Origin of the sequence: Bremerella alba (assembly GCF_013618625.1) — a bacterium.
Classification (GTDB): Bacteria; Planctomycetota; Planctomycetia; order Pirellulales; family Pirellulaceae; genus Bremerella; species Bremerella alba.
This window is the reverse complement of record NZ_JABRWO010000001.1, coordinates 332,154-357,294: the sequence shown is the minus strand read 5'-3', so window position 1 is coordinate 357,294 and position 25,141 is coordinate 332,154. Positions and strand designations below refer to the sequence as shown.

25 protein-coding genes are annotated in these 25,141 nt (G+C 55.6%); 9 read left to right on the top strand and 16 right to left on the bottom strand.

Annotated elements, in window-relative coordinates; genetic code table 11:
* Positions 1-391: 391 nt before the first annotated feature.
* The 8 genes from HOV93_RS01405 to HOV93_RS01370 all read right to left on the bottom strand — a co-directional run bounded on the left by HOV93_RS01405 (position 392) and on the right by HOV93_RS01370 (position 9,745).
* A complete protein-coding gene (locus tag HOV93_RS01405; RefSeq protein ID WP_207394655.1) occupies positions 392-1,057 on the bottom strand; it encodes a potassium channel family protein in 666 nt (221 codons plus the stop codon).
* A 5-nt stretch (positions 1,058-1,062) separates the two neighbouring features.
* On the bottom strand, positions 1,063-2,439 hold the full coding sequence (locus HOV93_RS01400) for a TrkH family potassium uptake protein (RefSeq protein WP_207394654.1): 1,377 nt from the start codon (positions 2,437-2,439) through the stop codon (positions 1,063-1,065).
* 97 nt (positions 2,440-2,536) lie between these two features.
* Entirely contained in the window at positions 2,537-3,190 is a 654-nt protein-coding gene (locus HOV93_RS01395; RefSeq protein ID WP_207394653.1) for a DUF6580 family putative transport protein, read from the bottom strand.
* A 94-nt stretch (positions 3,191-3,284) separates the two neighbouring features.
* On the bottom strand, positions 3,285-4,427 hold the full coding sequence (pgsW, locus tag HOV93_RS01390) for a poly-gamma-glutamate system protein (RefSeq protein WP_207394652.1): 1,143 nt from the start codon (positions 4,425-4,427) through the stop codon (positions 3,285-3,287).
* Entirely contained in the window at positions 4,424-4,912 is a 489-nt protein-coding gene (gene pgsC / locus HOV93_RS01385; RefSeq protein ID WP_207394651.1) for a poly-gamma-glutamate biosynthesis protein PgsC, read from the bottom strand. Before pgsC ends, pgsW begins: the two co-directional genes overlap by 4 nt.
* Positions 4,912-6,105 (bottom strand): poly-gamma-glutamate synthase PgsB, encoded by a 1,194-nt coding sequence (gene pgsB / locus HOV93_RS01380; protein WP_207394650.1) that lies wholly within the window; start codon positions 6,103-6,105, stop codon positions 4,912-4,914. The genes pgsC and pgsB overlap by 1 nt, the downstream gene beginning before the upstream one ends.
* Positions 6,106-6,482: 377 nt before the next feature.
* The gene (locus tag HOV93_RS01375; protein WP_207394649.1) at positions 6,483-8,816 is read right to left on the bottom strand and encodes a VIT domain-containing protein; all 2,334 of its coding nucleotides are present in this window, start codon (positions 8,814-8,816) and stop codon (positions 6,483-6,485) included.
* Positions 8,817-8,908: 92 nt separating this feature from the next.
* On the bottom strand, positions 8,909-9,745 hold the full coding sequence (locus HOV93_RS01370; RefSeq protein ID WP_207394648.1) for a hypothetical protein: 837 nt from the start codon (positions 9,743-9,745) through the stop codon (positions 8,909-8,911).
* A gap of 74 nt (positions 9,746-9,819) precedes the next feature.
* On the opposite strand from HOV93_RS01370, the gene HOV93_RS26550 reads away from it, so the two are divergent.
* Complete coding sequence (locus tag HOV93_RS26550) at positions 9,820-10,182, top strand: helix-turn-helix domain-containing protein (protein WP_207394647.1); 363 nt, start codon at positions 9,820-9,822, stop codon at positions 10,180-10,182.
* Here the strand turns inward: HOV93_RS26550 and HOV93_RS01360 are convergent.
* The gene (locus HOV93_RS01360) at positions 10,123-10,566 is read right to left on the bottom strand and encodes a hypothetical protein (protein ID WP_207394646.1); all 444 of its coding nucleotides are present in this window, start codon (positions 10,564-10,566) and stop codon (positions 10,123-10,125) included. The genes HOV93_RS26550 and HOV93_RS01360 overlap by 60 nt on opposite strands.
* 89 nt (positions 10,567-10,655) lie before the next feature.
* On the bottom strand, positions 10,656-11,714 hold the full coding sequence (locus HOV93_RS01355; RefSeq protein WP_207394645.1) for a DUF1559 family PulG-like putative transporter: 1,059 nt from the start codon (positions 11,712-11,714) through the stop codon (positions 10,656-10,658).
* Between the two features lie 508 nt (positions 11,715-12,222).
* Here HOV93_RS01355 and HOV93_RS01350 point away from each other — a divergent pair.
* The 4 genes from HOV93_RS01350 to HOV93_RS01335 all read left to right on the top strand — a co-directional run bounded on the left by HOV93_RS01350 (position 12,223) and on the right by HOV93_RS01335 (position 15,421).
* Entirely contained in the window at positions 12,223-12,741 is a 519-nt protein-coding gene (locus HOV93_RS01350) for a hypothetical protein (protein ID WP_207394644.1), read from the top strand.
* A gap of 397 nt (positions 12,742-13,138) precedes the next feature.
* Entirely contained in the window at positions 13,139-14,137 is a 999-nt protein-coding gene (locus HOV93_RS01345; RefSeq protein WP_207395018.1) for a DUF1559 domain-containing protein, read from the top strand.
* Positions 14,138-14,251: 114 nt separating this feature from the next.
* A complete protein-coding gene (locus HOV93_RS01340) occupies positions 14,252-14,704 on the top strand; it encodes a carboxypeptidase-like regulatory domain-containing protein (RefSeq protein WP_207394643.1) in 453 nt (150 codons plus the stop codon).
* Positions 14,705-14,920: 216 nt separating this feature from the next.
* On the top strand, positions 14,921-15,421 hold the full coding sequence (locus HOV93_RS01335; protein ID WP_207394642.1) for a magnesium-dependent phosphatase-1: 501 nt from the start codon (positions 14,921-14,923) through the stop codon (positions 15,419-15,421).
* 10 nt (positions 15,422-15,431) lie between these two features.
* Here HOV93_RS01335 and HOV93_RS01330 read toward each other — a convergent pair whose 3' ends face one another.
* From HOV93_RS01330 to HOV93_RS01320, 3 genes are all read right to left on the bottom strand, one after another.
* On the bottom strand, positions 15,432-16,793 hold the full coding sequence (locus tag HOV93_RS01330) for a PhoPQ-activated pathogenicity-related family protein (RefSeq protein WP_207394641.1): 1,362 nt from the start codon (positions 16,791-16,793) through the stop codon (positions 15,432-15,434).
* A 110-nt stretch (positions 16,794-16,903) separates the two neighbouring features.
* A complete protein-coding gene (locus HOV93_RS01325; protein WP_207394640.1) occupies positions 16,904-17,890 on the bottom strand; it encodes an HAD family hydrolase in 987 nt (328 codons plus the stop codon).
* A gap of 87 nt (positions 17,891-17,977) precedes the next feature.
* Positions 17,978-19,546: an arylsulfatase gene (locus HOV93_RS01320; protein ID WP_207394639.1), complete on the bottom strand. Its 1,569-nt coding sequence runs from the start codon at positions 19,544-19,546 to the stop codon at positions 17,978-17,980.
* A gap of 339 nt (positions 19,547-19,885) precedes the next feature.
* Here HOV93_RS01320 and HOV93_RS01315 point away from each other — a divergent pair, with 339 nt between their 5' ends.
* Positions 19,886-20,515 (top strand): hypothetical protein, encoded by a 630-nt coding sequence (locus HOV93_RS01315; RefSeq protein ID WP_207394638.1) that lies wholly within the window; start codon positions 19,886-19,888, stop codon positions 20,513-20,515.
* A 57-nt stretch (positions 20,516-20,572) separates the two neighbouring features.
* Positions 20,573-21,379 (top strand): hypothetical protein, encoded by an 807-nt coding sequence (locus HOV93_RS01310; RefSeq protein WP_207394637.1) that lies wholly within the window; start codon positions 20,573-20,575, stop codon positions 21,377-21,379.
* Between the two features lie 3 nt (positions 21,380-21,382).
* On the opposite strand, the gene HOV93_RS01305 is transcribed toward HOV93_RS01310, so the two are convergent.
* Entirely contained in the window at positions 21,383-21,733 is a 351-nt protein-coding gene (locus tag HOV93_RS01305; RefSeq protein WP_207394636.1) for a hypothetical protein, read from the bottom strand.
* A 117-nt stretch (positions 21,734-21,850) separates the two neighbouring features.
* Here HOV93_RS01305 and HOV93_RS01300 point away from each other — a divergent pair, with 117 nt between their 5' ends.
* Positions 21,851-22,123, top strand: a complete 273-nt coding sequence (locus HOV93_RS01300; protein ID WP_235989664.1) for a hypothetical protein — start codon at positions 21,851-21,853, stop codon at positions 22,121-22,123.
* Positions 22,124-22,295: 172 nt separating this feature from the next.
* The gene (locus HOV93_RS01295; protein ID WP_207394634.1) at positions 22,296-23,399 is read left to right on the top strand and encodes an alkene reductase; all 1,104 of its coding nucleotides are present in this window, start codon (positions 22,296-22,298) and stop codon (positions 23,397-23,399) included.
* 84 nt (positions 23,400-23,483) lie between these two features.
* Here the strand turns inward: HOV93_RS01295 and HOV93_RS01290 are convergent, their stop codons facing one another.
* Positions 23,484-24,407 (bottom strand): DUF1559 domain-containing protein, encoded by a 924-nt coding sequence (locus HOV93_RS01290; protein ID WP_207394633.1) that lies wholly within the window; start codon positions 24,405-24,407, stop codon positions 23,484-23,486.
* Between the two features lie 267 nt (positions 24,408-24,674).
* Entirely contained in the window at positions 24,675-25,103 is a 429-nt protein-coding gene (locus HOV93_RS01285) for a carboxypeptidase regulatory-like domain-containing protein (RefSeq protein ID WP_207394632.1), read from the bottom strand.
* Positions 25,104-25,141 lie beyond the last annotated feature (38 nt).

Sequence of the window (25,141 nt, the reverse complement as noted above, 5' to 3'; positions counted from 1 at the left end):
CTTCGTGGCTATCTTCCGGTTAACAGCGAGGTTGCGTCAAATAATAACACACGAAAACCGCCAACGGGATAGCTTTGTGAAAAAAGGAGGTTTTCGCTGATTATGGCGATTAGGTTCTCTTGGCGATTGGGGCGCACGCCCCATTCTTAAGACGCGTTGCGGGAATTTGCTTTCCCGCAATTGATGGATCTGTCAATGAAAAAAATTTAGGAAGGGGATCGAAAGCAAAACATTCGATCGTTCGGGAGGGGGGTGACTAACGAGTGTCCATTAGAAGATAGGTGTATAATGGTCCTCGTCAATCAGCGGGCGTTCTTCTCAGAATACTCTAGTTTATAAGTCTTCTAAGGACATGGCAATTCGCCAAGCTGCTGCGAACTATTGCTAACGCTTACGTCTTGTCGCGTAACTGCTCGAGCGATGACTGCTTTCCGACCACCAGAATCAGTTGATCGCAACCTAGAGTGTACCCACCATCTGGAAACATCTCGAGCTTGCCGGTCATCGAGTCCTTAATACCCACGACCCAAACGCCAAATTGCTGACGAAGGTTCAACTGCATCAGGGACTTGCCGACCATGTCGTCGGGAATGGCTACTTCCATGAAGCTGTATTCCGGATCGATTGGCAGAAAGTCGATGATGTTGGGCCAGGTCACCCGGTCGGCAAGCGTGGCCGCGATTTCCGCCTCGGGGAAAATGACCCGATCGACGCCGAGGCTCTTGAGAAGCTTGCCGTGGTCCTTGCTCACGCCTTTGACAATGATTCGCTTGGCACCTAGCTCCTTCACATGAAGCGTTGCCAGAAGGGAAGGGCTGATGTCTTGCCCCATGCTGATAAACACCGCATTGGCATCCTTCAAGTTCAGGTGTTGCAGCATATCGAAATCGGTGGCGTCGGCGATGATCGCTTCGTACAGATCGTCTTTGATATCTTCGACGCGTTCTCGGTGGCTATCGATCCCGGTGACTCGGCAGCCATTCTTATGCAACTGCTTGGCCAGTGGTCCGCCAAAAGTACCGAGCCCCAGGACATAAAAGTGCTTCACAGGTGCCATGCGGCTTATCCTATCAGAGGTTCTTCTTTAGGGTATTCGACCGGCGTGTTGCGCTGTGTCATCGACAGAGCCGCGAATACCGAGATCGGTCCGATCCGTCCTAGGAACATCAGCGCGATGATGATCAGCTTGCCCAAATCCGAAAGGGTTCCGGTAAAGCCGGTCGAGAGGCCCACTGTCCCCAGTGCCGACACGATCTCGAAGGCCGCATCCAGAAATAGCCCTGGGCTATTGGGATGGGGTGTGCTGGACTGCTGGACGACTAACAGCATGGTCAGAGCGACAATCGCAACAAAGGAAAAAAGCAGAGCCGTGGCCGTTGCCGCTTGAATCACTTCGCTAGGAATCGTACGACGGGCAAAGTTGATACGCGTAGCGCCTTGAAACGTCTTCCAGGCATGCAGGGCCATCACCATCACGGTCGAAACCTTGAAGCCACCTCCGGTCGAACACGAGCCAGCTCCAATCAACATTAAGATCATTGAGATAAAGAGGGTTGCGTTGGTCAGCGAGGTCAAGTCGATCGTGTTGAAGCCCGCGGTTCGGCATGTGACTGAATGAAACCCCGAAACCAGCAACTTCTTCCACAGTGGCATCTGATTGAGGACCCCGTTCCATTCCAAAAACAGAAAGCCCCCGAAGCCGGCCAGCAGAAAGAACGCTGTACCAAAGAGCATGAACTTGGAATGCAGGTGCAGGTTCACCCAACCTTCAAGCGGCCCGCGACGCCAGTTCTTGTAGAGATCTAAGAGGACCGGGAATCCGATTCCACCCACGATAATTAGCCCAGAGATCGTCACGTTCACGATGACATCTCCCTGAAAGCTCACCAGACTGTCGTCGTGCAGCGAAAAGCCAGCGTTACAGAAGGCCGAGACTGAATGAAACAGGGCATGCCAGGCAGCTTTGCCGGGCTCGTAGAGAAACAGATTCCGTGCCAGCAAAATAGCGAACCCAATCCCTTCGCTGACGACCGTTACTAGCAACACGTGCTGCAAAATCCATTTCAGGTCGGTATTGTCGTCCGCACCTAATGTTTCGGTAAGGATCGCTCGGGCACGCAGACTTGGTTTGCTACCCAGGTTGAACATCGCGAAGGTGGTGATCGACATGATCCCGATTCCGCCGACCTGAATTAACAAAAGGATGGCCAACTGCCCGGTGAAACTGAAGTCGTGCGGCGTCGAGCGAACGGCCAGACCGGTTACGCACCCGGCGCTGGTCGCGGTAAAGAAGGCATCGAGGAAGGTGATTTCTGGTGCACCCGCTCCGCGACAGATTGATAACGTCAGCACGATTGTCCCGACCACGATCAGTCCCACGTACCACGCGACCAGGTTCCGCGCTGGATATTTGACGATCGAACCAGTCAGTTGGGCCATGGCTGCGGTGCCGTTGAGTAACCGTTAAGTACGACAATGCGGGAAGGGGAATTCACGTTATCCAGCACCAGCCCGCGGTCAACTTAGACTGCGACATCTACCTTGCGGTGGAAGGGTCGGATTGCTCGAGCTGGCCGTTGTCTTCGATAGGAGCTATCGCATTGAGAAGCAGTGGGCAAAAGAGAACGACGGTGCCAAGGCACGTGCCCGCGAGAAGATTGCGAAAGAACGGCAAGGCGCTTATATAGCACTGGATCAGGCCGCTAATGTCTTTGGTGTATTCTTGCAGTGTCAGCCAGCTACCGAAATTGGAGACAACGAAATAGAGCACACTGGCCAGCACGCCCATGCCGATAGGTTTGATCCAGCTTCGATCATTCCTCAGCGCGTAGCCTAGTAGGATCGTGGCCAGCAGGCAGAGATAGTTGAAGGGAGTTCCCGGATAGAAGGCCCAGTCGATATGGCCTGAGGCCAGCCAGATGCCAACATCACTGGCAACTAAAGCACCAAGCATAAGGCCGGCGGCGGCAAAACGATTGGAGAACAAGGCTCCACTCAACATGCCCACGGCTAAAATCGGTGTCAGCGACCAGGGAAAGTTTTGCGAAAACCAATCATTCTGGGCTCCCATGGCCGTCAGGGCATAGGGAAGTACCCGCAGCAGGACACAATAGATCAAGCAGGCACCCACCACGAGCCAGACTCGCAGATGATGGGTACGCTTCACAGGGGATTCAAAGGCCTGGGACATGCCGCGACTCTTGGGTTGTCAACTTAGGGGAACTTCAATCCCCTAAGTATCAACAACAACCCCCCTTAACGTCAACCTCGTTGCGCTTGATGGCCTAAACCATTGGCTCTGGGGGGCCACTGGTCTTCTTGGGCGAAGCTACCCGCAGCAGTCGGAAGCCAATATCGGACCGAATAAAACCGTATAGCCCACCCACGATCAGGACCAGCAAAATAGCGGTCAGAATGCGGTTATAGTCGTTCACGATAAAGACTGGCCCGGCGCCAATTTCTGGGTAGCTGGTCGGAGGAACCGGCAAACCGTTCTGTTCGGCAATCATCGCGGCGTTCACGATGTGAATCACCGGGATCCCGTCTTGAATGAATCGGGGAGCCACGCCGTCGATCTGGTCGATGTTCGGCGGCGGCAGCAAATTGATTCCGGTCTTAAAAGATTCCTTGCCGAGGGCCCGCCCGGTCGAAACGACCCCACCACCAATATTGATGTAACACTTGATCGGTTTTTCGGCCGCATGTTGGTGGTAGAGCTTCATCCGTTCGTCCGTGCTCTCTTTGACACGTTTTTCGATCAACGGCAGTTTGTTCCGTTCGATCGACTTGCGGATGATCTCGATGCCATTTTCTGGCAGGCCCAGCCCTCGGTCGTTATCGCCGCCAAGCGAAGCCGCGATGCTCCGCGTCTTGATGATCCCTTCGTCGTACAGGATCCGCTCCATATCGATCCACAGCAGTTCCGGGATGTTGGCTCCCCACTGCGAGCTGCTTCCTGAAGCGACCACAATCGGTTTGGCCCCCAGTGTTTCCAGGGCCGAAAACATACACAGATTGAGCGCAGGGAACGAACCGCTAATACCCAGGGCCACGACGTCCCCGTCTTGGACGCCGGTTTCCTTGAGCATATCGACAAAGATCGCGGCAAAGTTTGGGTTAGCCGACGCCAGCTTGGAGGGAAGATCGCCAACCATGCTCGTGACCGACGAGTTGGTCAGCCCGACCATGCCGCTGCGGCCTGGGTCGAGCGAAGGATCTATCGCGTAGCCCAATTCGGCGCGGGTCAGGTACAGCTTTTCCATCCCTCGGGCAGCCAGTTCGGTGGCAGCCAGCTTTTCATCAAAGTAGCGTGTCTTCCGCTCGACGCGGACATTCTCCACGATCGCCAGTCCCGCTACGGCGACCGATGCGATCAGCATGAGTGCCGTGCGAGAGACTGTTTTAGGACGCCAATAAATCTTCTTCACAGTTGAATTTCCGTACCGAAAGCGAGAATAAGGATCAGACGAATCGCCGTCGAGGCGATAAACAGAGCGCTCAGCGTTTCCACCACGCCTTGGCGATCGAGCCAGATGGCGATCAGCCCGGGAATGATGTAGCCGATCACTTGGACCGGCTCAGCGGCTTCCAACGGCTGTTGCACTTGCAACGCTTGCAGCGGAGCGAGTGCCCAGACCGGCAGGGCATCGAACAGCGAACGCACCAAAAAGCCCACCAAAATCATCAGTACCGTGCGGCGTTTGCCGTACACGATCACGATGTTGGAAAGCAGATGAATCAGGAAGAATGTCAGCAAGGCGGCAACGACCGTCATGCTGATATTGATGGGCTGATCCAAAAACAACGCAAAGTAGCCTGGTACCACCATGCCACCGGCGGCCAATCCGAATAGTTCGGAAAACACAAGGCTGACTGCCAGGCCAACCCCAATTGCAACGGTAACGATTCCCATTATTTAAAAGTCTTCTGTGTGCTGCGATTTGCGAAGTAGCGAACGACGTCGAGGCCGACGCCACCAATATTTGCGATTCCCATAATCAGCGATGTCTTGCCTGAGTATTCCAAGAGCGTCTCGAAAATATCAGGCGCCGGCAGGTCTTCCGCGAAGACCAACTTCAACGGATCAATCCCAGCTTCGGTAGCTGTCTTGGCGAAGATGTAGGTCCCTGTTCCGATCAGTACGTAATAGTCGGCCGGCGGCCACTTGGTGACCGACTGGCCCAACTGCTGCGAGCGGTCGGGCCGGTCCTGGCGGCAGTTGACCACCAACACACGGCGTTCCACTTCGGGGTATCTTTCCAGGGCCATCTTCCAAATGCGTTCGGTCGATTCCGGGTCGTTCGCGGCGAAACCGTTGACGAAGTGAATCTTCCGGCCGAAGAAATCCATCTCGTGAGCCGTCATCGCTCCGGGGTCGGGCTTGGCTTCCCACATCCCCCGCAATGCGGTCGCACGATCGACGCCCAAGTCGGAGCACACACGTAGGGCTAGGGCCACGTTCTCGGCATGTTCCACATACATGAAGCCAGCCAGGTCGAGCGGCGTGATCTGCTCGACGTCTTCTTCAGTGATTGCAATCAACTGGGTCGCACGGTCATGGCTGGCATGCTCGAAGACATCGAGGTGATCGCGCTCGGCGGTAAACAGTTTCGTTTTCACCGGAACCATGCCGGCCAGCGCCCAGGCCACGTCCTTTTCGGTCGGGCCCATCACGTCGAGGTGGTCTTCGCGGGCATTGGTGATCACGCCGTGCGTGGCCCGAACTAGCTTGTTTTCGCACAACCACTGCAAATTCGGACGCAGGGCCATGCATTCAATCACCAGGGCTTCCGCTTCAAACTCGACGGCCATGTCGACAATGCGGACCTGTTCGATGACGTTGGCCCGGGAAGGGCGAAATACCGGATATTCGGTTCCGCTGGGAACAATCATCCGGGGGAGCGTACCAGTCGTTTTGCAGCAGGTTCGCATGCCGGAAGCACGCAGCCCAGCGGCAATCAAACGGGCTACGCTCGACTTGCCGCGTGTGCCGTTGACGTGCACGCGGATGGGGATCTTGGCGAGCTTTTGCCGATGTCGGTAAAGCTCCCAGATCCCATACACGATCAAAAGACCGATGGTGATCAGGAGAACTGTCGTTGCCATGGGGCCTAGGCGATGGGGCGCCTAAAGGTCCTCGGAGAGTCACGGTTCGCGGCAAGAGTCATCCCGAGGACCGACCTGCCACTAAGCACTGGTGCGTGCTGGAATTCACCGCGAGAACGATCGACCCGTTTCGCTAAAAACGCGCCTGAGCCGGACCCATTTTTGGGGAGGAAAGAGTTCCTCTTAGAAATGCGGTTCGCTGTCGATTTCGGAAGTATGTATCGTTTTTCCCAATCGTCAACTGGAGGAAATCTCCTTCGCCCGAAAATTTACCAACATTGTGACTACCCGTAGGGAACCTTAATACGAAAAGAGCCCCAAATAGTTCTTCACCTGGGGCTCTTGGTTTCCCGAGACCTAATCAAGGCGACACGCGGTTACTTGATCAGGTAGTTCTTTCCCCGCAGTCGGACCAGCAGCGTTTCGCTGGCTTGCTGCTGTGATAGCACCTGGTTTTCCTGCTTCGTGTTCTGGGCGACCAGGTCAAAGTAGGCTTTGGTGAAACGTTCGACCTCCACCACTTCGGTTTTGGCCTCCTTCGACTCCTCGGCCGCTTCTTCGTCGACCCACATCTTGTCGCGATAGAAGAGAGTCTTGTTGCCGACGTTACGAACCGACTCGACGACTTTCATTTCGTCCGTTTCCGTATCTTGAACAGCCATGCCAAATCCGCCTGCACTATAGGAAGAGCTTCCCGCGCGGGTAGCCCCCGCCGGAACGGCTCGGTCCGCCGCCGGGGCCTCAGCGGCTGGGGCATTCTGGGCGTTCTGGTATCGCTGCTTGAAGCCGCGTTGTAGAAACGCAGACCGTCCAGACGTTTCGGCCAGCTTCTCGGTCTCGACACGCAAGCGGTTCAAGCTCATCCCGCCGCCTGAGCGAGCGTCGGCCAGCTCTTGTACCGATTGGTTCTCGTCGGCCAGAAAGCTGGTGTACGGCGTCAAAATTCCGTGATCGGTGGAAAGCTTCACCAGTTCGGTCATTAGCTCGTCGTTCTTTCCGTGAAGGTCCATCTGGTCGATGATTTCGCCGATGCGGCGAATGGCCCACAGCTTCTCCACGAAGGCACTCGATTGATCGCTGCTTTCTTTCACGAAGTTCGCACCGAAGTCGAACTTTTCCTTTTCGCCGTTCACCGTACCGGTAATGGTGATCTTCGCTTTGCCGGCCTGCTTATAGCGGCCCACCTGAACCAGTTGTTCTCCTTCAAACAAGTCGATCACTTCCTTGGGGAGCAGGCGATTGACGAAGTTCTGCCCGCCTTCTTCCAGGTCGAACTTAATTTTTACGTTGGTCATTACCGGGGCACTGATCTTCCGGTAAAGCCGAGCGACGTGTTCTTCCAGGTCTTCGTCGGGACGCACGTACTGGCTTTGACCCTTGATCTCGCGTGAAAGCCGATCCATCAGGCGGCTGTTCACATCGAAGCCGACCCCGAAGTTGATCATCCGAGCATCGTGGCTATTGTTGCTCTTGGCGTTCTCGACAATCTTCATCTCGTTCGTTTCGCCATGCGTAGGTCGCCCATCGGAAAGGAACAAGATGTAGCACGGGCGATCATCGTTCTGTACCATCTTCATCGCTGAAGTGAGCGCGCCGTTGATGTTGGTGCTGCCGCCGGCGTACAGTCCGTCGACAAAGCCGATCGCCTCGGTCACGCTCTTCTTGTCGGCACCTTGCAGTTCCGGTCGGAAGCTTTCGACGTCGCTGTCGTAGGCGATAATGTTGAACAGGTCTTTCTCGTTCAGATGGTTCAGCACGTACTTGGCTGCCTCGCGAGCCTGATCCATCTTGTCGCCGCTCATGCTGCCAGAGCGATCGACCACAAACAGCACCGTCTTCTTCATCGCCTCGGCCTTTTCGTCACGTGGCGGAGGCGACGCGAGCATCAGGAAGAAGCCTTCTTCGCTCTTGTCTGGGCGGTAGCTGATGACGCTGGCCGACAGCTTCTGGTTATTGCTCTCGAAGAACAGGCGGAAGTCATTGCTAGGGATGTAATTCTGCTTCTCGAAGGTGACGACGGCCCGCTTGTTGCCGTTGCGGTTGATGTCGACCTCGTGCGTGGGGCTGTAGATGCTCTTCAGCTTCTGGCTCGCTTCAATCGCCAGACGAACTTTCACCTTCTCGACGGGTTTGTCGGTGTACTTGGCCGTCGAAAGGGGAAACAAAAAGTCGGTCAGACGGCCATCTTTTTTGAGCAACTGCGTGTAGGTGATGTTCACCTCGCGGCTTGCCCCGGCCGGCACGGGGAAGACGCTCGTTTGGAACATACCGGTGCCGGTCCATTCAAGCAGGGCCGGGTCTTTGTTCGTGCGAACGATCGACTCGTACACTTCGCGGGCCTTGTCCTTGGGCAGCAGCTTCGCCGGAAATTCCTTACCGTCGACCATCAGTGTCAGGCTGTCGATCGCCCCGTCGTACGGCAGCGGAAAGAGGAACGAGACCTCCATCTGACGGCTGCCGGTGTTGGTAAACTCCTGGGCCACTTGCACTTGCGCGACTTGGTCTTTGATGTTCCCATTCACTTCCAGCTTCGAGATCTTATACGAAAGCTGCGGTTGGGGTGTCGGCTGCGGTCGAATGATTGGCCGGGGCAACGGATGCGGGTGCGGGTGATGGATCACGATCACCCCCTGGGCCGTGGCCACGCTGGCCGAGCATGCGAGGCAAAGTACGGTGAGAAAAGACGTTGCGAGAAGTGCTATCCGGGTCATGGGGGAGTCTCCCAGCGAAGTTGGTGCTACTGCCTGACTAGCAGTGAGACGAAGCTCCCCAGCGTGTGGATTTAAAGATCTGCCAGCTTTTCTCAAGCGGCCTTTTTCACAGCCCGGCGCGATTGCTTCTGATAGAGGATGGCGTTGCCTTCCTTGCCGACGACACCCAAGACGCCCGTTTTCCGCAGCGTGTAGAGCATTTTCTGAGCGATCCACCGGGGTCGCTGGAGCCCGGCAGCCACGTCGCCGGTATGAAACTGCTTGGGCAGCCCAGTCGGCAGCAGCCGCAGAAGGTCCGACGCTTTCTTGAAGCGATGGGCCGAGACGATCTCGGTCAGCGTTTGATCTTCGACAACAAAATCGTTCTCACGCTTTCGCCGCCGCTTGCCGTGCCCTGGGTAGCGGATCTCTTCGATCTCGACCAGCGGAATCTCGAGGGTGAGGTTCTCGTGCGGAAAGACATTGGTGAAATGAACCAACTCCTCAAACACGCTATACACATCGCACCGCTTGGGGCTGTAACGAGCCGAAACGATCTCGCCCCCTTTTTTATCGCGGCGAACCACTTTCTTGCGAGCCACAATCGGTTTCACGACCCGCACCTTGTGGTTGTCGCACAGCACGCGAATCTTATCCCGAATCGCCGCCAGCCCCGACCACTGCACCTCAATCAACTGCCCCCGAGCAATCGCATCGATAATATACCGCCCCAGACGCACCTCGGTCTCGGCTTTCTTACCGGCGTAATGAGCCTTCAAGGCTTTGTGAAGTGAGGTTTCCATCCGTGGAAGCTGGGTTGGTTTGTGGTGTTGGATAGAGGGAAGGGTACCTTTTACGGGAAAATGGGGAATGGTGGTAGGGGAATTGAGCCGTAGGGCCCGCGTGTCGCGGGTCGCGAAGTTGGTACACGCTTCAACGACCCGCGACACGCGGGCCCTACGATAATAGGAAACCATGAAACACAAGAACGAGAAGCTGCCAGACCGCCTACCTGGAAACGCTGGTGCAGTTGGTCGAAGCCTATGAAGCAAAGCACCACGCTATCGAAACGAGAAATATCTCCGGCATAGAGCTTCTACGGGGCTTATTGTCCGAACACGATATGAACGCCTCGGACCTTGCCCGACTGCTGGGTGTTCATGCAAGCATGGGATCCAAGCTCTTGAAAGGGGACCGCTCGCTGACGGTAGAGCATCTACAGAAGCTGGCGACACGATTTCAGGTTCGGCCGGAGTTGTTTATGGGCAAACGATCTGTGGGGCCATTGCCCCATAGACGCGGGCAGGATAGCTGGTTCGCTTGCTATTCAATCCACCAGCTCAAACACAACCACCAACTCCCCGCCTTCCTGCACATCTGCCGTTAGCCCTGAGTTAATCGGGTCGCCGAACTTCGCCGGGATATGAAAGATGGTCTCGCTGCTGAGGATCTTGTCGCCGGTCGGGTCGTTGGGGTCTTGTTCTTGGTTCAGCTGGCTTTTGTCGATGCCGACGTTGTACTTGCCGGGGTGGACGCCGTCGCCGGGGCTGAAGGTGCCCATTGCGGCGATGCCTGATGCGTTGGTCAGGCCGTTAGCGTATTTGCCGTCCTCTCCGACGAAGATGATCACGGCTTCGTCGACCGGCTGGTCTTGGTACAACACTTGAACGTCCAGCGGGACGAGGCCAGGGGCGGTTGTGCGGCCGCAGCCGGCAACCAGGGCGAGGGTAGCCGACAAGCTGGCGACGAGGGTAAGGCGGATGATATTCATGGGGCGCTCGGTTCGAAAGGCAATGAGTTCGGTTGCAAGCAAACGCATCGCCGGCAGAGGGCGATGCGTCTGGGCGGCAGCAGGTTGCGTTAGTTGGCCGAAGCGACTTCGCCGGCGGACTTCGTGCTGAGGGCTCCCCACACGCCGAAGCTGCTGGCGCTGCCGGTATCGGGGTAGCCGCGGTAGCTGCCTGCCTGATTGCCGGTGTCGATGGTATCTGGGATGAACTGAACCGAACCGTCCATCATGCCCACCATGACCCCGCCGGGGTGGAAGCTGGTGGGGGAAAGCAGGTACTGGCTACCGGTGTGGGCTGTGCCATCGGCGACCAGGACAGAATTAGGCGGCGTCGCGGCCGTGACGGCGGTAAACAAGACGGCCCCATCCCAGGCCCGGTACCCGCGCGAGATGCCGGAGAACGAACTGGCCGTCGAGACGTACTCGTTGGTGGTCTTGTTAAACAGCGGCACCAACGAAACCGGCGACCAACTGGTCGATCCAGGCTTCAGGACAATCGCCCCGAACTTGCGAGGCCCTTGGGCGCGGACGCCTTCGGAGATCCCCATGGTGTTGCTCGTGCCGTCAGTAATGTCGGCCATGCGGACCCAAGCATCGTTCAGGAAGACGCCAGAGTTTTGACTGCCGTTGGTATAGGTTCCGCCAGGATACGAGCGATACGGGCGATCGCCAATGAAGAAGTAATAGTCAGCAAGGCCTGTCGTGCCACTTGGCAGGACGGGGCAAAGTTCTGGACCGGCGTTACTGGGGCAGAGAAACGTATCGACGGTCGATGTCCAAATCGGGTCGGTGTTCGAGTACGACCCCACCGCAGATTCCATCCCTTGATCGTAGATGGCGTTTTGCTCCATGTACGGCAGAATCGCAAAACGCAAGTTCAAGCGATTGTTGCCAGCGTACGAGGCAGCTCCCCGTGGGTTCCCAGCACGCAGGGCCGGAAAGGCGCTGTAGGCATCGTGATACAAGTGCAGGGCCATGCCAATTTGCTTGGTGTTGTTACTGCACTGCATGCGCCGTGCGGCCTCGCGGGCTTGCTGAACGGCCGGAAGAAGCAGGGCAATCAGGACACCAATGATGGCAATCACCACCAACAGTTCCACCAGCGTAAAGCCATCGGTTGACTTTTTCATCGAAAGAGCACCTCAAGGAAGTTATGGAGGGAAAAGAACCGAAAGCAAGACAACATCAGGCCACCCAAATTCAAGCCGAAGGAAAGATGAATCGCTTGAAGGATGTAGTTAGATGGATCGCCTCAGGGTCTAGCTCGGTAATGCGTACGAAGACAAGGGAAATAATACGTTAAATGATATAATTAATCTCTACGCAAATGGAGGGGGCTAGTGTGGTCGATTTTACATGTAACCGTCGTTTTTTGCGGAAGATTTCCACCATGAATGATTTAGCTGTCTGAAGAGGCGTGGGCACCTCAGGCGGTGGAGAAGAAATAGAACGCGCCATCGGGCGACACGATTGAATGACGATCGCACGAGAACGCTTCGCGGCGAGCTTGTAGGACTCGTTATACGCGAGTACCGCCACTATGATTTCTCGATGAATCGGCTGCCCAGCGTTCAATAGAACAAGCATTGCGGCGAATAGGTGAGCGGGAAGGACGTTCCTGGCGACAAGCGGAGAGACATGAATCTAATTGACCTTAATTGCCGTAATTGTGCTGCCCCGCTTCAGGTGCCAGGCGATCTCATGCATATCACCTGCCTGCATTGCGGGACGCAGTTGGCTGTGGTGCACGAAGGGGGCGCGGCGTATACCGAGAAGCTCGATCAATTGGTCGAGCGGACCGAACAGATCGAAGGCAAAGTCGATGCGATGCATCGCGAGCAAAAGATTGCAGCGCTCGACCGAGAGTGGCAGGCCAAGCAGGAGAGTTTGAAGGTCAGAAGCAAAAATGGCATCCCCCATCTTCCGTCGAAAGTTAAAGGGCTGGTAAGCGTTGTTTTAGGTGTCTTTGTCGGCATGTTCATCTTCTGCCTGGGGGCCGGGGCGTCTGACACGGGAGGCCCCGGAGTTATTTTCTCTGTGATCGGAGCCGCGGCAATTCTCTTGATAACCGGCAGCGGGTTCTGGCAGTACCAACGTGCCGAAGCTTACGAGAAGGCGAAGCGGGAATATGGACGCCAACGCCAGCAACTCCGATAGAGGGAAGTCTTTGAGTGAACACGCCTCAGAATGCCTGGGGATAGAAAATTTAAAAAAAATGACTCAATCATTTCCCACAAGAGTGACATGCTAACGGTGGGTATATCGCTGCCATAGGTATTAAGGCAGGCAGGGCGATTGTGTTTCTTTCCGAATCTCGTGCCATCTCTTGATATCGTTAGCCCTCTCCTTAAAGGGTTTCTGCGGTTATCCCTATCTCCTAAGGACTTGAGATCCTCTTAGTCTCCGGGCTGTGCTCTCCAGAGAAGGGGTTATTTGTCTCAGCGTAATAGAGAATCATTGTCGAATGAAATAGGTACCCAAGTGATTCGTCATGCGGGCCAGCCAAACCTAATTCCTTTTCTTCTCTTCTCAAAATGTGCTGGAGGCTTCTTACATGTTCCGTCATGCGCTTCGGAAACGTGGTTTTACGCTCGTTGAACTCTTAGTCGTGATTGCCATTATTGGCGTTCTGATTGCTCTTCTGTTGCCGGCCGTGCAGCAAGCTCGTGAGGCAGCTCGGCGAATGCAGTGCACTAACAATCTCAAGCAGATTGGCATTGCGATGCACAACTTCCATGACACCTACAACAAAGTTGTCCCCATGAGTCACGAAGACTACGGTGACGAAAACGCTCATGGAAACTGGGGTTGGGCAGTCGACCTGATGCCGTTTCTGGAATTGAATAACACCTACGACGCGTTGAACCCTTCATACGGCAATCACCAGAACGATTTTTGGCCGTACAACAACACCTCGCCCAAGAACATCTTGCACGATGCCGTGACCGATTCCGATTTGCTGGACATCATGCAGCAGCCGGTCGATGCGTTTATGTGCCCTTCGACGGCTGGTCCGCAGCTGAATGAATCGAAGCCGATTCCCTACGATAGCGGAAACGGAACGAACTATCTGGCGCGTGCCGATTACATTGTCGCCAACGACGCCGACAATATCGATCGTCAAGACTGCGATGGGACATTCGTCTGGACTCGCTACGATTCGCCACTGACCTTCGCTGGGGTTACTGATGGATTGTCCAATACCATTTTCGTGGGCGAACGCTGCTACATGCTTGGCGGCGAGCTAATTGGTAGTGGTGTCGTGTTTGGCTACGCCGGGAACAACGACGGAGCGGGTAGTGGAGCCACGACGACCGGATTCTTCTACATCGCAGGTAGCGGTTTACTGCCGATCAATTCGACCACTGGTGCCTCGAACGGCCATCGTCAGGGTTTCGCCTCGAATCACCCAGGCGGCGCCAACTTTGTGTTGGGCGATGGTTCGGTTCGTTTCATCGCCGAGACGATCGACCACAATACCGACGATGCGGCCAACAGCACGTTTGAGAACCTGATCCAGCGAAACGATGGCCAACCGGTGAGCAACTTCTAAGGAGCTTGCACTCGTTTTGGTTTCTGCGGACATCCCGCGCGGCTGACGAGATTCGCCGCGCGGATCGTCCCGCGCTTCGCCCCAATCGTACCTGTCTGAATCGAGGTTACTCTTATGAGGATCAATATTTCTAGCAGTATCACTGCGTTGATGTTTTCTGCATTGCTGGCGACCGTTGGCTGTACCGGCACCAGTAGCGAATATGGTCACGTGACCGGAACGGTGACCATCAACGGAAGTCCCGTCCAAGACGCGGTGGTCACGTTCGCTCCGGCAGAAGGGGGACGCTCGGCCACGGCCGTCACCCAGGCCGATGGTTCCTACGAGTTGAACTATACGCCCGGCGTGAAAGCCGCCAAGTTGGGAAGCAATACGGTTCGGATCACGACGTATATCGCTCCGGAACTCGACGATAACAACCGCGTGGTCAGCCCTGGAACGCCAGAACGCCTGCCACCGGAGTACAGCAGTGGCAAAGAAAAGACCGTCGAGGTCGAGCCTGGCGAAAACACGTTTGATTTCGTCGTCGAAGCGGACAAGGAAAAGTACCCTCCGCCGCGTCAGTAACCTCGGCCACCTAACCACCAAGCCAGCACGAGGGCAGGGCTTTTCCTTTTTGGCGGAAGGGCTCTGTCCTTTTTCATTTCGACTAGTGCCTAAGGCTAGTGGTGTCTAGGTCTTCCGGCGTTCAGTCCCCAAGATGAAGTGCCTGCCCATCTGGAATGAAGGGCCATCCGTTTGGTAAAACGGCCACCAGCAACTTACCCTTTCGGAGCCTGGCCGGTGTCTGTTCCTCGACTAATAGTGTTCGATCTCGACTTCACCCTGTGGGACTGCGGGGGCGTGTGGTGCGACTGCTTGTGTCCTCCGTTTCGCGTGCAAGAGCAGCGTATCGAGGACGCAACCGGACGGCTTGTTCGGCTGTACGATGACGTGCACGCGATCTTAAAACACTGCGACGATCAGGTTATCTCGATCGCGTTGGCTTCCCGCACCGAGCAGCCAGGGTGGGCACGCGAGCTACTAACGCACTTGGAAATTACCGAGCGGTTTGCCTACGCTGAAATCTATCCGTCCTCGAAGCTACGGCACTTCGCGGCGCTGCAGCAAGCCAGCGGCATCGCGTACGAGGACATGCTCTTCTTCGACGACGAAATGCGCAACATTGATGAAGTTGGTGGGCTGGGGGTAACCAGTGTTTTCGTACGCGAAGGGCTAACAGCCGAGCTGTTTCATGCAAGCCTGAATCGGTTTGCCGAGCACCGCCGATGCGACCCTGCGTGATGGGCAGGCATTAATCTTCCGCCCCTAAAACACGCATTGTCGTGCTTAGGTAAAACGGCACCTTGTCGTGGGCGTATACCACTTCGGCGAACGTTGCCTGGTAGCCTTCGGCGGGCGGCGTTAGCTTGGTGGTGGCCGTGCCATGCTCGTCACGGGTAAGAATCTTGCTAGTCCACTTGGCTTGGCGGAAGTCACGCGTGGGGGATACGGCCGTCCATAGATGGACCACGGCGGCTTTCTCGCCGGGCGAAACGGTTAGTTTCAAGGGAACGTCTCCACCGGCGGCGATGTAGTCCCATTTCAGGTTGGGCATTTGCTTTTGTTCGTCGACGTGACGGCGAAGAGCCCGGAGCCCACCGAAAATGCGGAGCCAGTCGTTACCCAGGCCGTGGCCTGCATTGGGTACGTACACGATGTACTTGTCCCCTTCGACGTCTTCCCAATAGAGGTTCAGCGAGTCGACGGTCCAATAGGCATCGTTCGTTCCCAGGAAGATCAGCTTGGGCTGTTTGATCTGTGGGAGGTAATGATACGGATCAACGATGCGCCGGAGGTTCTGGCCGGCTTCCGTTTCCATCCGCTGAGGAAGTTGCAGTTCGGTGTAGTCATTAATTTGCGTCGAGAGCGTGCCATAGGCTTGCTGCTGATGTTTGAGCTGGGCGTCCATTTTGAGTGTGTCGATTACCATCGGGGCGAGCCCCTGGACGCGTGGGTCGACGGCCGAAACGAGCCAGGTCGTCCAGCCTCGCTTGGAAGCGCCGGTCACGGTGAAGCCGTCGATCTTCGTGCCGAGTGATTCGCTGGCATAGGCCTGGACGGCGTCCATGGCTTTGGTGGCGCTTTTAACCATCGGCAACAGTAGCGGCCAATCGCTTTCGCCAGTCTTTAGGTACTGGTCGAAGGTCAGCGCGATGATGGCGTCTTCCTTCTTGCCGTCGAAAATTGGTTGCTGCGGAACGTTCAACAGCACGGCGATCGGACAGCCGATTTGCTGCGCGTAGAGAGAAAGAAGAGTTGCTTCTTTCGGCAGTTTCAGCTTACCACCCTCTGGCGGCTGGTCGTACTCGTCTTTCCATGATCCACCGGCGACCAAAAGCACCGCGTCGGTTTCAGCGGGAACACCGGCCGGCATGATCACGAACAGACGATGCTTCCAGACGATGTCTTTCCAGGTCTGCGAAATGAGCCTCAATTCGGTGAGGTCGCACGTACCGACTTTCTCTTGATGGCGAACCTTCCAGGCAAAGCTGTCGTCGGGCTTTTGCACGTAAGCTGCCAAGGCCTCAGAGGGCTGCTGGGCATTGGCGGTGGGCAGCAGTGGAGAGAAGACAAGCAGGGCAGCGATAATCGGCAGGATACGAAGAGGCGTCACGGCGAGGGCTCCGAGGAATGGGCTCGACAAAAAAGCCCATGGTCAATCAACCATGGGCGAGGTCATATTACTTACTTCTCTAGGAAGTGTCGAGTTTCAACAAGGGAAACTTATTTGTCACCGACAAATATCGTCTTCCAGTCGTCCTTCATGCTAACGACGGTCCAGCCGTACTTGGGTGCGGCCTCGAGGGCAGTAATCAGCTTGCCGCTGGAAGGAGGGTCCTTGTCATAGGCATATGCCCGCACGGCGTCGGTGTGATGGACAATCAGGCCGAAGCTGGGGTATTTGTTGCCAATGGTGACGTACTCGAGCATCGCTTGGTCGCCGTCCGAGTTGCCGAATGCGGCAATCGGTTTGCGTCCAATGAACTGCCAGATACCGACCGGCTTGCCTGCTTTGTCGTCGACGAAAAATTGATCCATCGTTTTGGTCAGCGTGGGCTGGCCGTCGATCAATTCAAATTTGGTCAGCGCATTCGAGCCAACCACTTGATTCGGTGGAATGCCATACACGCGGTGTGTGAAGACCCGCATGAAATCGGCGCCCCCGCCAGAGACGATGAACGTCTGAAATCCGTTGGCTCGCAGATACTTCAAAAGCTCCTGCATGGGCTGGTAGGTCATGCCAGGCAAGTTGTAGCCGAAGCGTTTGTCTTTGAAGATCTTGATCCAGTTGCGGACGTTCTGATCGTACTGGTCGGTGGTCAAACCAGAGTGCGTGATTGCCAGGATTTCCATCAGCCCGTCATAGTGCGTGCCCGCAAGTAGCTTCTTGAAGTCACCGTCCAATGCCGCTTTCACCATTTCGTTTTCAGCCAACTTGGGCTCGGTGGCGACGCGGCGTTTCAGTTCGTAGAGCACATAAACAACCTGCAGCGGGAGCGGTGCCTCGCACCAAAGGGTGCCGTCGTTGTCGAAGGTCGCAATGCGGTCGTACTTAGGGACGAAGTCTTCGCTTCCTTCGGTGGTGACTTTGGTGACGAAGTCAATGATCGACTGCTTGGCGGGGCCATCGTTCCACGAGGGAAGCGGGTCATCCTGAGCCACGGCCAGGGTGGGCAACAAAGTAAGTAGGAATAGAGATAACCACTTCATTAGATGTTTCCTTCGGCGATGCCACAAAAAAACTCCGCCGTCACTTGGGGCGTGACGACGGAGACTCGTAAGAAACTCTAGGTCAAATTAACGACCGCGGGCCGCATCTTCGATTTGCTTCTGGATCTTTTCCAAATTGAACGATCCAGGCGTCTGGCTAGGCGGATAATCGGCCATCGATTTCAGGAACTGACCGGCGACTGCCTGCATCGGCACCAACACAAACGCACGATCGAGGAACCAGTCGTGATAGGTGTTCGAGTTGTGCTGAGCCTTCTCGAAGGGATCGCGTCGTAGGTTGAACAGCAGCGGAATACGCAGCTCGGTGAAGGGTTCTCGCCACAGTTGCAAAGTCTTCGCACGATTTTCCAAGAAGACCGCTTTCCAGTCGCCCAGGCGAATGGCGACAATGGCGCCATCGTCGTTGACGTAGAAAAACTCTTTCCGTGGTGACTCTTCTGCCTCGCCCGTTAAGTAGTCGAGCATGTTGTAACCATCTGGATGGTTACGGTACTCGCGGCCGTTTAATTCAACGCCTTCCATCAGTTTTTCTTTGATGTCCGGAGCCCCTGCGATGGCGGCGAAAGTTGGCATCCAATCTTCGTGGGCGACAATGCCGTTCAGCGTTTTTCCGTTAGGGAATGTGCCAGGCCAACGGACGAAAGCAGGCACTCGGTAAGCGCCTTCCCAGTTGGAATTCTTTTCATTACGAAACGGGGTGGTTCCGGCATCGGGCCAGGTGTTGTAGTGCGGGCCGTTGTCGGTCGAGTAGAAAACGATCGTATTGTCTGCAATCTCTAGTTCGTCGAGCAGATCGAGCAGTTCGCCGACATGCATGTCGTGTTCGACCATGCCGTCGTGGTATTCGTTGCCACTTTTACCGGAGAGGCCGGTGTGCTCTTCTTTCACGTGCGTGCGAAAATGCATTCGGGTAGCATTCCACCAGCAGAAGAACGGCTTGTCGGCTTTCACTTGGCGTTTGACGTAGTCTTTGGTAGCGGCAATGGTTTCGTCGTCGATCGTTTCCATTCGCTTCTTGGTGAGCGGTCCGGTGTTTTCGATCGTCTGCGTACCGTCACCGTTGGCCTTGCACTTCATGACACCACGCGGTCCCCATTGTTCCTGGAATGTCTTGCCGTTGGGCAGAACGAGGTCTTTGGGATAGTCGCGGTTTTCTGGTTCTTCTTCGGCATTGAGGTGATAGAGGTTGCCCAAGAATTCGTCGAATCCATTGTTGGTGGGCAGGTGTTCGTCGCGATCACCAAAGTGATTCTTACCGAACTGGGCCGTGCCGTAGCCTTGGCTCTTCATGATGGTGGCAATCGTGCAGTCGGTCGTCTGCCAACCTTCTTTAGCGCCTGGCAAGCCGACCTTGGTCATCCCGGTGCGAACAGGAACGGTCCCGCCCATGAACGCCGCGCGACCAGCAGTGCAGCTTTGCTGTCCGTAATAATCGGTAAACGAAAGGCCTTCCTTCGCGATACGATCGATGTTGGGTGTTTCATATCCCATCATGCCGCGATTGTTGTGACTGACATTCCAAGTTCCGATGTCATCTCCCCAGATGACCAGGATGTTGGGCTTGTCGGCGGCAACCGCAGCGCTGCTGAATAACAGCAAGCCAAGCACGGTGAATAGAGATCGTTGCAGGTTCATCAGGTAGCCTTTTTTAGATAGTCTGAAAACGTGATGGATGTGCGATAGCGCACTGCTGGCACGTTAGATCTTCTTTCGCCCATCAGAGTTTGCCGGACATAAACGCGTCCGGAAGTGAATAGATTCGCTGAGTTCCATTGAGCTCGAGAAGAGTTACATCACTATGAAAGATAGGCAATCCTGATCGAGCAAGCAACGGGATTCAGGGGAATTCTCGAAAAGCATTTTGTGAAGGTGGGATGAAGCAGGGGGCAGATTTTATAAGACATCGATTAATAAAACTTCTATAATTGATGCGTGACGACTCGCATCTCTTGCCTCGTACTTGGGAGACCGCCCATGCAACGCGCGACGCTCCTTCTTATCGCCGCGATATTGCTCGCTTCAGGCTGCAAGCAATACGCAACCCTTTCCCCCCTGGCCGATCCCGATCAGCCGGTTATTGACGATCAATTGCTAGGCCAATGGTACGGCATGCAGCCGCGCCCAGATCCACAGACGGGCGAAAGCGTGCAGGTGCCCAACACCGACAACCACTTCACATTCACCCAGTACGGCATCACTGGCTACAAGTTATCGGCTGTGAACACGAAGAAAAAAACAACGATTGAGTTCGAGGTCTATCCGTTTCAGGTGGGCGAGCATCCGTTTTTGCAGCTTCAGCGCACCAAGTTTGAGTCGAACGAGCAAAACGCCGGGATTATGCGGGTCTATTATTTTGCCCCGTACAAGATCGAAGACGACAAGCTCTATATTCAGTTCACGTCCATCGATCGTCTCAAAGGCCTTGCCCACAACGAGGATATCCCCAGCACAGAAACAGACCAGACGCTTCTGTTCACTGGCGATCGTCAGCAGATGTTGGACTTTCTGGAAAAACACATGGACGACCTCTTTCCTGCCGATAAGCTAAGCCAACCGCTGCACCGTGCTGAGGCGCTCGATCTGGATATGGCAAAGGACTCGTGAATCTTATAAGGTAGCGTTCTTTCATTCGTGCCCGTTTCAAGGATGATGAGTCTCGCCATGTTCCATCGTTATGCCTGCGTAGTTTGGGGAATCGTCCTGGCATGCTTGTGCGGTTCTTATCTCCACGCCGAGCAAACGCCCATCGAGCGTTGGGACCGGGCCATCTGCCTGGTGGACATTGAGGTCGATAAGGAAAGCAACAAGCAGAAGCACGAGTGGTCGACGGCCTTCCTGGTAGCCGATGGCGAGCATGCCACCCTGGTCGCAACCGCTCACGGAGCACGCGCGACCAGCCGCGAAACGACCGTCATGTTTCGCCGGCCAGAGGGTGAGTCTGGCTCGTTGCCACTGTCCGATCTGTGTGAAGGGGAGGGCAACCCTTGGCGGCTTCAGGCCAACGCTGATGTCGCCGTGATGCGTATCAAACTGCCCGAAGAGCCCAGCGATGTTATCCACGACTTGTTGAAACTGGCCATCCCGCTGAAAGATATTCAGACCTCATTGCCCATGCGTACCACTCCGGTCGAAGTCACCGGCTACCCACTGGGCTTGGGCATTAAGGGGCTGGGGGTTCAAACCGAGATGTCTCCGATTGTCGTCTGCGGACAGATTGCCTCACGAGAGATGCCGGTGCCGGCCAAGTGGGGAAACGAGACCATCTTTCTCATTCAACTCGCCGGTGCTGGCGGCATCAGTGGCGGCCCCGTCTTCTTGCAAGAGGATTCGCCTGAAGCGGTCGAGGTTATCGGCATGGTGATGGGATATGTCCGTGAAGATAAAACCGGTGTGATGATGAGCCGGATCATTCCCGGCCGCATTCTGGTAGACGCGGTGAACAACTCTTACTCACGATTTTCGCCGTGAGTTTTACGCTTCGTCTTGGGGTGGCTTCGCGATAAGGACCCGGCCCTGGTAGACGACTTCAAAACTCTGGGCGAAGGCCATCTCGGGTAGTTCGATTACCCGCTGCATCAACAGCCGCACGCGCTCGTCGCCGAAGTCATCGTGGTAGCGCAGCTCGATGTGTCCTGGCTTGACGACGCCCGCCAACGCATTTCCGACCGAGTCGGTCTCGAAGCGGATATCCGGCTCCGAGATCTGCTCGTGTTCCGTGTCGCGGGAAAAGAGCAGCACCCCATGATCGTTGACCAGTAGCTTGAAGAGGTAGCTATCCTCTTGCAGGATCGTTTCGATCGAATCGCGGCCGTAGACATGCATAGGGGAACTCCGGTATCGATGAGCGGCAACTCGGACGACATCATTCTACAAAGTTGCTAAGCTACTAATGGCCGATCTGTCGATAAGTTCATGCCGTTTCTCTGAGGAATGCATCCGATGGCCGATCTCAAGTCTCCGACGCTTATCTACCTCAAAGGCGTTCTGTTTTTCGTGCTGGGCTTGTTCGCCGCCGGGCTCCTCCTGGCAAGGGTCGGAGACTGGCTAATCGCCTTGCTGCTGGCCCTTGCGATCTGGGCTTTCTGTCGGGCCTATTACTTTGCGTTCTACGTGATCGAGCACTATGTCGACCCCGGCTACAAGTTCGCCGGGCTAGGGGATTTTGCGGGTTACCTTTGGTCGAAGGGTGTCCATTCGCGTTCTAAGTCTTAATCAGTAAATGGTTTATGGCTGTGGCAGAGGCTGGGCAAATGAATAATAGTCCGTCGAACAACTTTTTACATATAATGTGAAACGTCTCCGCGTTTGGTGGCATCTACGAAGCAGTCAGGCGGCTTCGCGCTTGCCTGGGAGGACTTCTTCCAATGCACTAAAGGACCCGACAATGAGCCCAAACGATTCGCCACTCTTTCAGCCGTTTGATATGCGGGGACTCACGCTTAGCAACCGAATTACCATGGCTCCTTTGACCCGGGGACGAGCAGGCGAGCATCGGATTGCCAACGAAATCATGGCCGAGTATTACCGGCAGAGGGCTACGGCCGGGCTCATTATTTCTGAAGCGACCACAATTTCGCCCCAGGCCAACGGCTGGTATCAATCGCCGGGGATCTACACCAGCGAAATGGTCGAAGGCTGGAAGCAGGTCACTCAGGCTGTCCATGAAGAAGGTGGCAAGATCTTCATGCAACTTTGGCACACCGGTCGGGCCTCGCACAGCAGCTTTCACGGTGGTCAGCCGGCGGTGGCTCCGTCGGCCATCATGATCGACGATGGCGAACTGCAGCACACGCCCAATGGCAAAGAACCCCGCGAGGTTCCGCGCGCCTTAGAAACGGACGAGATCCCCGGAGTCGTCTCAGATTATGCGAAAGCAGCCGAGGGCGCGAAAGAGGCTGGCTTCGACGGTGTCGAGATCCACTCGGCCAATGGTTATCTGTTGGACGAGTTTCTGCAGTCCAAGAGCAATCATCGCACCGATCAGTATGGTGGAAGCATCGAGAACCGATACCGTCTGCTCGACGAAGTCGTTCAGGCGATCAGCCAGGTGTGGCCGCAAGAACGAATTGGTATCCGGCTCGCACCCAACGGCTCGTTCAACGGCATGGGGTCGCCTGACTATCGCGAGCAGTTCACCTATGTCGCCAAGCAGCTGAATCAGTACCAACTGGCTTACTTGCACGTGATGGACGGGACCGGCTTTGGCTTCCACGCGTTGGGCGAACCGATGACGCTATCGGAATTCCGCCAGGTGTTCGACGGGCCATTGATGGGGAACGTCGGTTATACCCGCGAGTCAGGCGAGCTGACGATCAAACGCGGTGATGCCGATTTGATCGCGTACGGTCGCCCGTTTATTAGTAATCCGGACCTGGTGCAGCGCTTCGCCGAAGCAGCCCCCCTGAATCCGGAAGCCGATATGAGCACCTGGTATTCGCCCACCGGAGCGGACGGATACATCGACTTCCCCACGCTCGACGCGGTTTAAATCGTTTTCGAAATAGAAAAGGCCCGCGATGGTGCAACCATCGGCGGGCCTTTTTTCGTTTCGAATGCTTCGGCGAACGGAAGCTTAGTATTCGCCGATCACTTCGCCACCATCAATCGTGCCCAATGCGGCCTGGGTACGCAGGTTAATGGTCTCTGGCAGGAACGACACACTGGCATCACCGATCAGGAACTGAGCCCCGCCAGGGTGGTTGCTGCTGGGGTTATAGACCGTGTTACCGTTGATGTTGTAGTCGGTATCGTTGGACGATCGCTCCATCCGCAGACGAATCTGAAATTCGTACACGCCAATCGAACCACCAAAGTCATAGTGGTTGCCAACCCACAGCGAGCCAGCCGGGCCCGACGACTTACCGGTACGGCGTTCAGCGACGATGACCGTGTTGCTCAGGCCGTCGGTAATGTCCGAGAACTTGACCTTCGAGTTGTCGTAGAAGGTCGCATCGCGGTCGCTACCACCAGCATTGTTGGTTGCTACCGGGTCGGTAGGGTTGTAGTACGCCGAGAAGACCCCCACGTAATTCGACTTGCCGAACTGATTGGGCGAGGTGCCGAGCCGCTCGTTGATGCCGCCCCCGGTATCGGAAGGGCAGAGGTAGGCATCGACAACGGTCTTGGCCAAAGGGGTCGCCCCACTGGTGGTCATTTCGGCCACGTCTTCCCAGGGTTGATTGAACGCACCAGCAGCTGAAATTGCGTCGAACAGAGCGTTCTGTTCCAACTGCGGCAGAATTTGCACCTGCCAGCTGATCTGGTTAGACGTTACGCGCCCCGGAGGCAGCTTGCCGAAGGTGTCGTGATAGTTGTGCAATGCGATGCCCAGCTGACGCATCTTGTTGCTGCACGTCATACGACGAGCCGCTTCACGAGCTTGTTGCACAGCAGGAAGAAGTAACGCAATCAAAACGCCGATGATGGCAATGACCACCAGCAATTCCACCAGGGTGAAACCACGTCGGGGCGAAGGGGATTGCGAAGCACGGACCATGGGGGCTCCTTGGAAACAACGTTCCGAAAATGAGTGAGGAAGTAAAAAGAAAGGGATTAATAGGCAGTGACAACTTCAGAAAGATGTCTGTTCTTATTTGTTCTGCCAGTAGCTAATTTTAGAAACCCGGACCGCGAAGAAAAGTTCTGCGGGTCTCTGGAAATCTCGATTGCGGTAGGCCGCTGTCTACTGCGCGGACAAGAACGTACCAGCCCCCAGCCGATACACGTCGATCGACTGGGGACTTTTGAGGTTCTTAAAGGGGGGTTACTTCGATTGCAAATCGAAGTTGGTGTTTCCGGCGCTGCTGGATGTAACGTCGACCGTCAACTCAGATTGGTCGTTGTATTTCGCAGGCAGTTTTTCTTTGGGGGGACGCGCTGGTCCTCCTTCACCTTGGACGGTGGCCGTCGTGATTTTGACGATATGTTTGCCGATCGCAGCGCCGTTTTGATCATTGGTGTAGACCAACTCGTAATGGCCGCTGGCATCGGTCGTACCGGTCGAAAATCGCTTCCCTTCTTCTTGGGGATAGAAAGAAACCAACGCATCGGCGAGTGGGTCTCCATCGAGGGTTACCGTACCCGAAACTGGAACTACGTCGGAACCGGAGCCGCAGCCGACCAATCCGATCAGGGTAATCGCGACCATGGCCGTCGCTGCAAAGCGACCAGAAAGTACAAAGGGGAATTTCATCGAAGCGCTCGTGACATAAATGGGTATGGGCGGCAGAC

Coding starts and splice junctions, on each gene's coding strand:
- HOV93_RS01405 (WP_207394655.1), bottom strand. CDS start 1,057: ATGGCACCTGTGAAGCACTTTTATGTCCTGGGGCTCGGTACTTTTGGC.
- HOV93_RS01400 (WP_207394654.1), bottom strand. CDS start 2,439: ATGGCCCAACTGACTGGTTCGATCGTCAAATATCCAGCGCGGAACCTG.
- HOV93_RS01395 (WP_207394653.1), bottom strand. CDS start 3,190: ATGTCCCAGGCCTTTGAATCCCCTGTGAAGCGTACCCATCATCTGCGA.
- pgsC (WP_207394651.1), bottom strand. CDS start 4,912: ATGGGAATCGTTACCGTTGCAATTGGGGTTGGCCTGGCAGTCAGCCTT.
- pgsB (WP_207394650.1), bottom strand. CDS start 6,105: ATGGCAACGACAGTTCTCCTGATCACCATCGGTCTTTTGATCGTGTAT.
- HOV93_RS01375 (WP_207394649.1), bottom strand. CDS start 8,816: ATGACCCGGATAGCACTTCTCGCAACGTCTTTTCTCACCGTACTTTGC.
- HOV93_RS01360 (WP_207394646.1), bottom strand. CDS start 10,566: ATGAATATCATCCGCCTTACCCTCGTCGCCAGCTTGTCGGCTACCCTC.
- HOV93_RS01355 (WP_207394645.1), bottom strand. CDS start 11,714: ATGAAAAAGTCAACCGATGGCTTTACGCTGGTGGAACTGTTGGTGGTG.
- HOV93_RS01350 (WP_207394644.1), top strand. CDS start 12,223: ATGAATCTAATTGACCTTAATTGCCGTAATTGTGCTGCCCCGCTTCAG.
- HOV93_RS01345 (WP_207395018.1), top strand. CDS start 13,139: ATGTTCCGTCATGCGCTTCGGAAACGTGGTTTTACGCTCGTTGAACTC.
- HOV93_RS01340 (WP_207394643.1), top strand. CDS start 14,252: ATGAGGATCAATATTTCTAGCAGTATCACTGCGTTGATGTTTTCTGCA.
- HOV93_RS01325 (WP_207394640.1), bottom strand. CDS start 17,890: ATGAAGTGGTTATCTCTATTCCTACTTACTTTGTTGCCCACCCTGGCC.
- HOV93_RS01320 (WP_207394639.1), bottom strand. CDS start 19,546: ATGAACCTGCAACGATCTCTATTCACCGTGCTTGGCTTGCTGTTATTC.
- HOV93_RS01315 (WP_207394638.1), top strand. CDS start 19,886: ATGCAACGCGCGACGCTCCTTCTTATCGCCGCGATATTGCTCGCTTCA.
- HOV93_RS01310 (WP_207394637.1), top strand. CDS start 20,573: ATGTTCCATCGTTATGCCTGCGTAGTTTGGGGAATCGTCCTGGCATGC.
- HOV93_RS01305 (WP_207394636.1), bottom strand. CDS start 21,733: ATGCATGTCTACGGCCGCGATTCGATCGAAACGATCCTGCAAGAGGAT.
- HOV93_RS01300 (WP_235989664.1), top strand. CDS start 21,851: ATGGCCGATCTCAAGTCTCCGACGCTTATCTACCTCAAAGGCGTTCTG.
- HOV93_RS01295 (WP_207394634.1), top strand. CDS start 22,296: ATGAGCCCAAACGATTCGCCACTCTTTCAGCCGTTTGATATGCGGGGA.
- HOV93_RS01290 (WP_207394633.1), bottom strand. CDS start 24,407: ATGGTCCGTGCTTCGCAATCCCCTTCGCCCCGACGTGGTTTCACCCTG.
- HOV93_RS01285 (WP_207394632.1), bottom strand. CDS start 25,103: ATGAAATTCCCCTTTGTACTTTCTGGTCGCTTTGCAGCGACGGCCATG.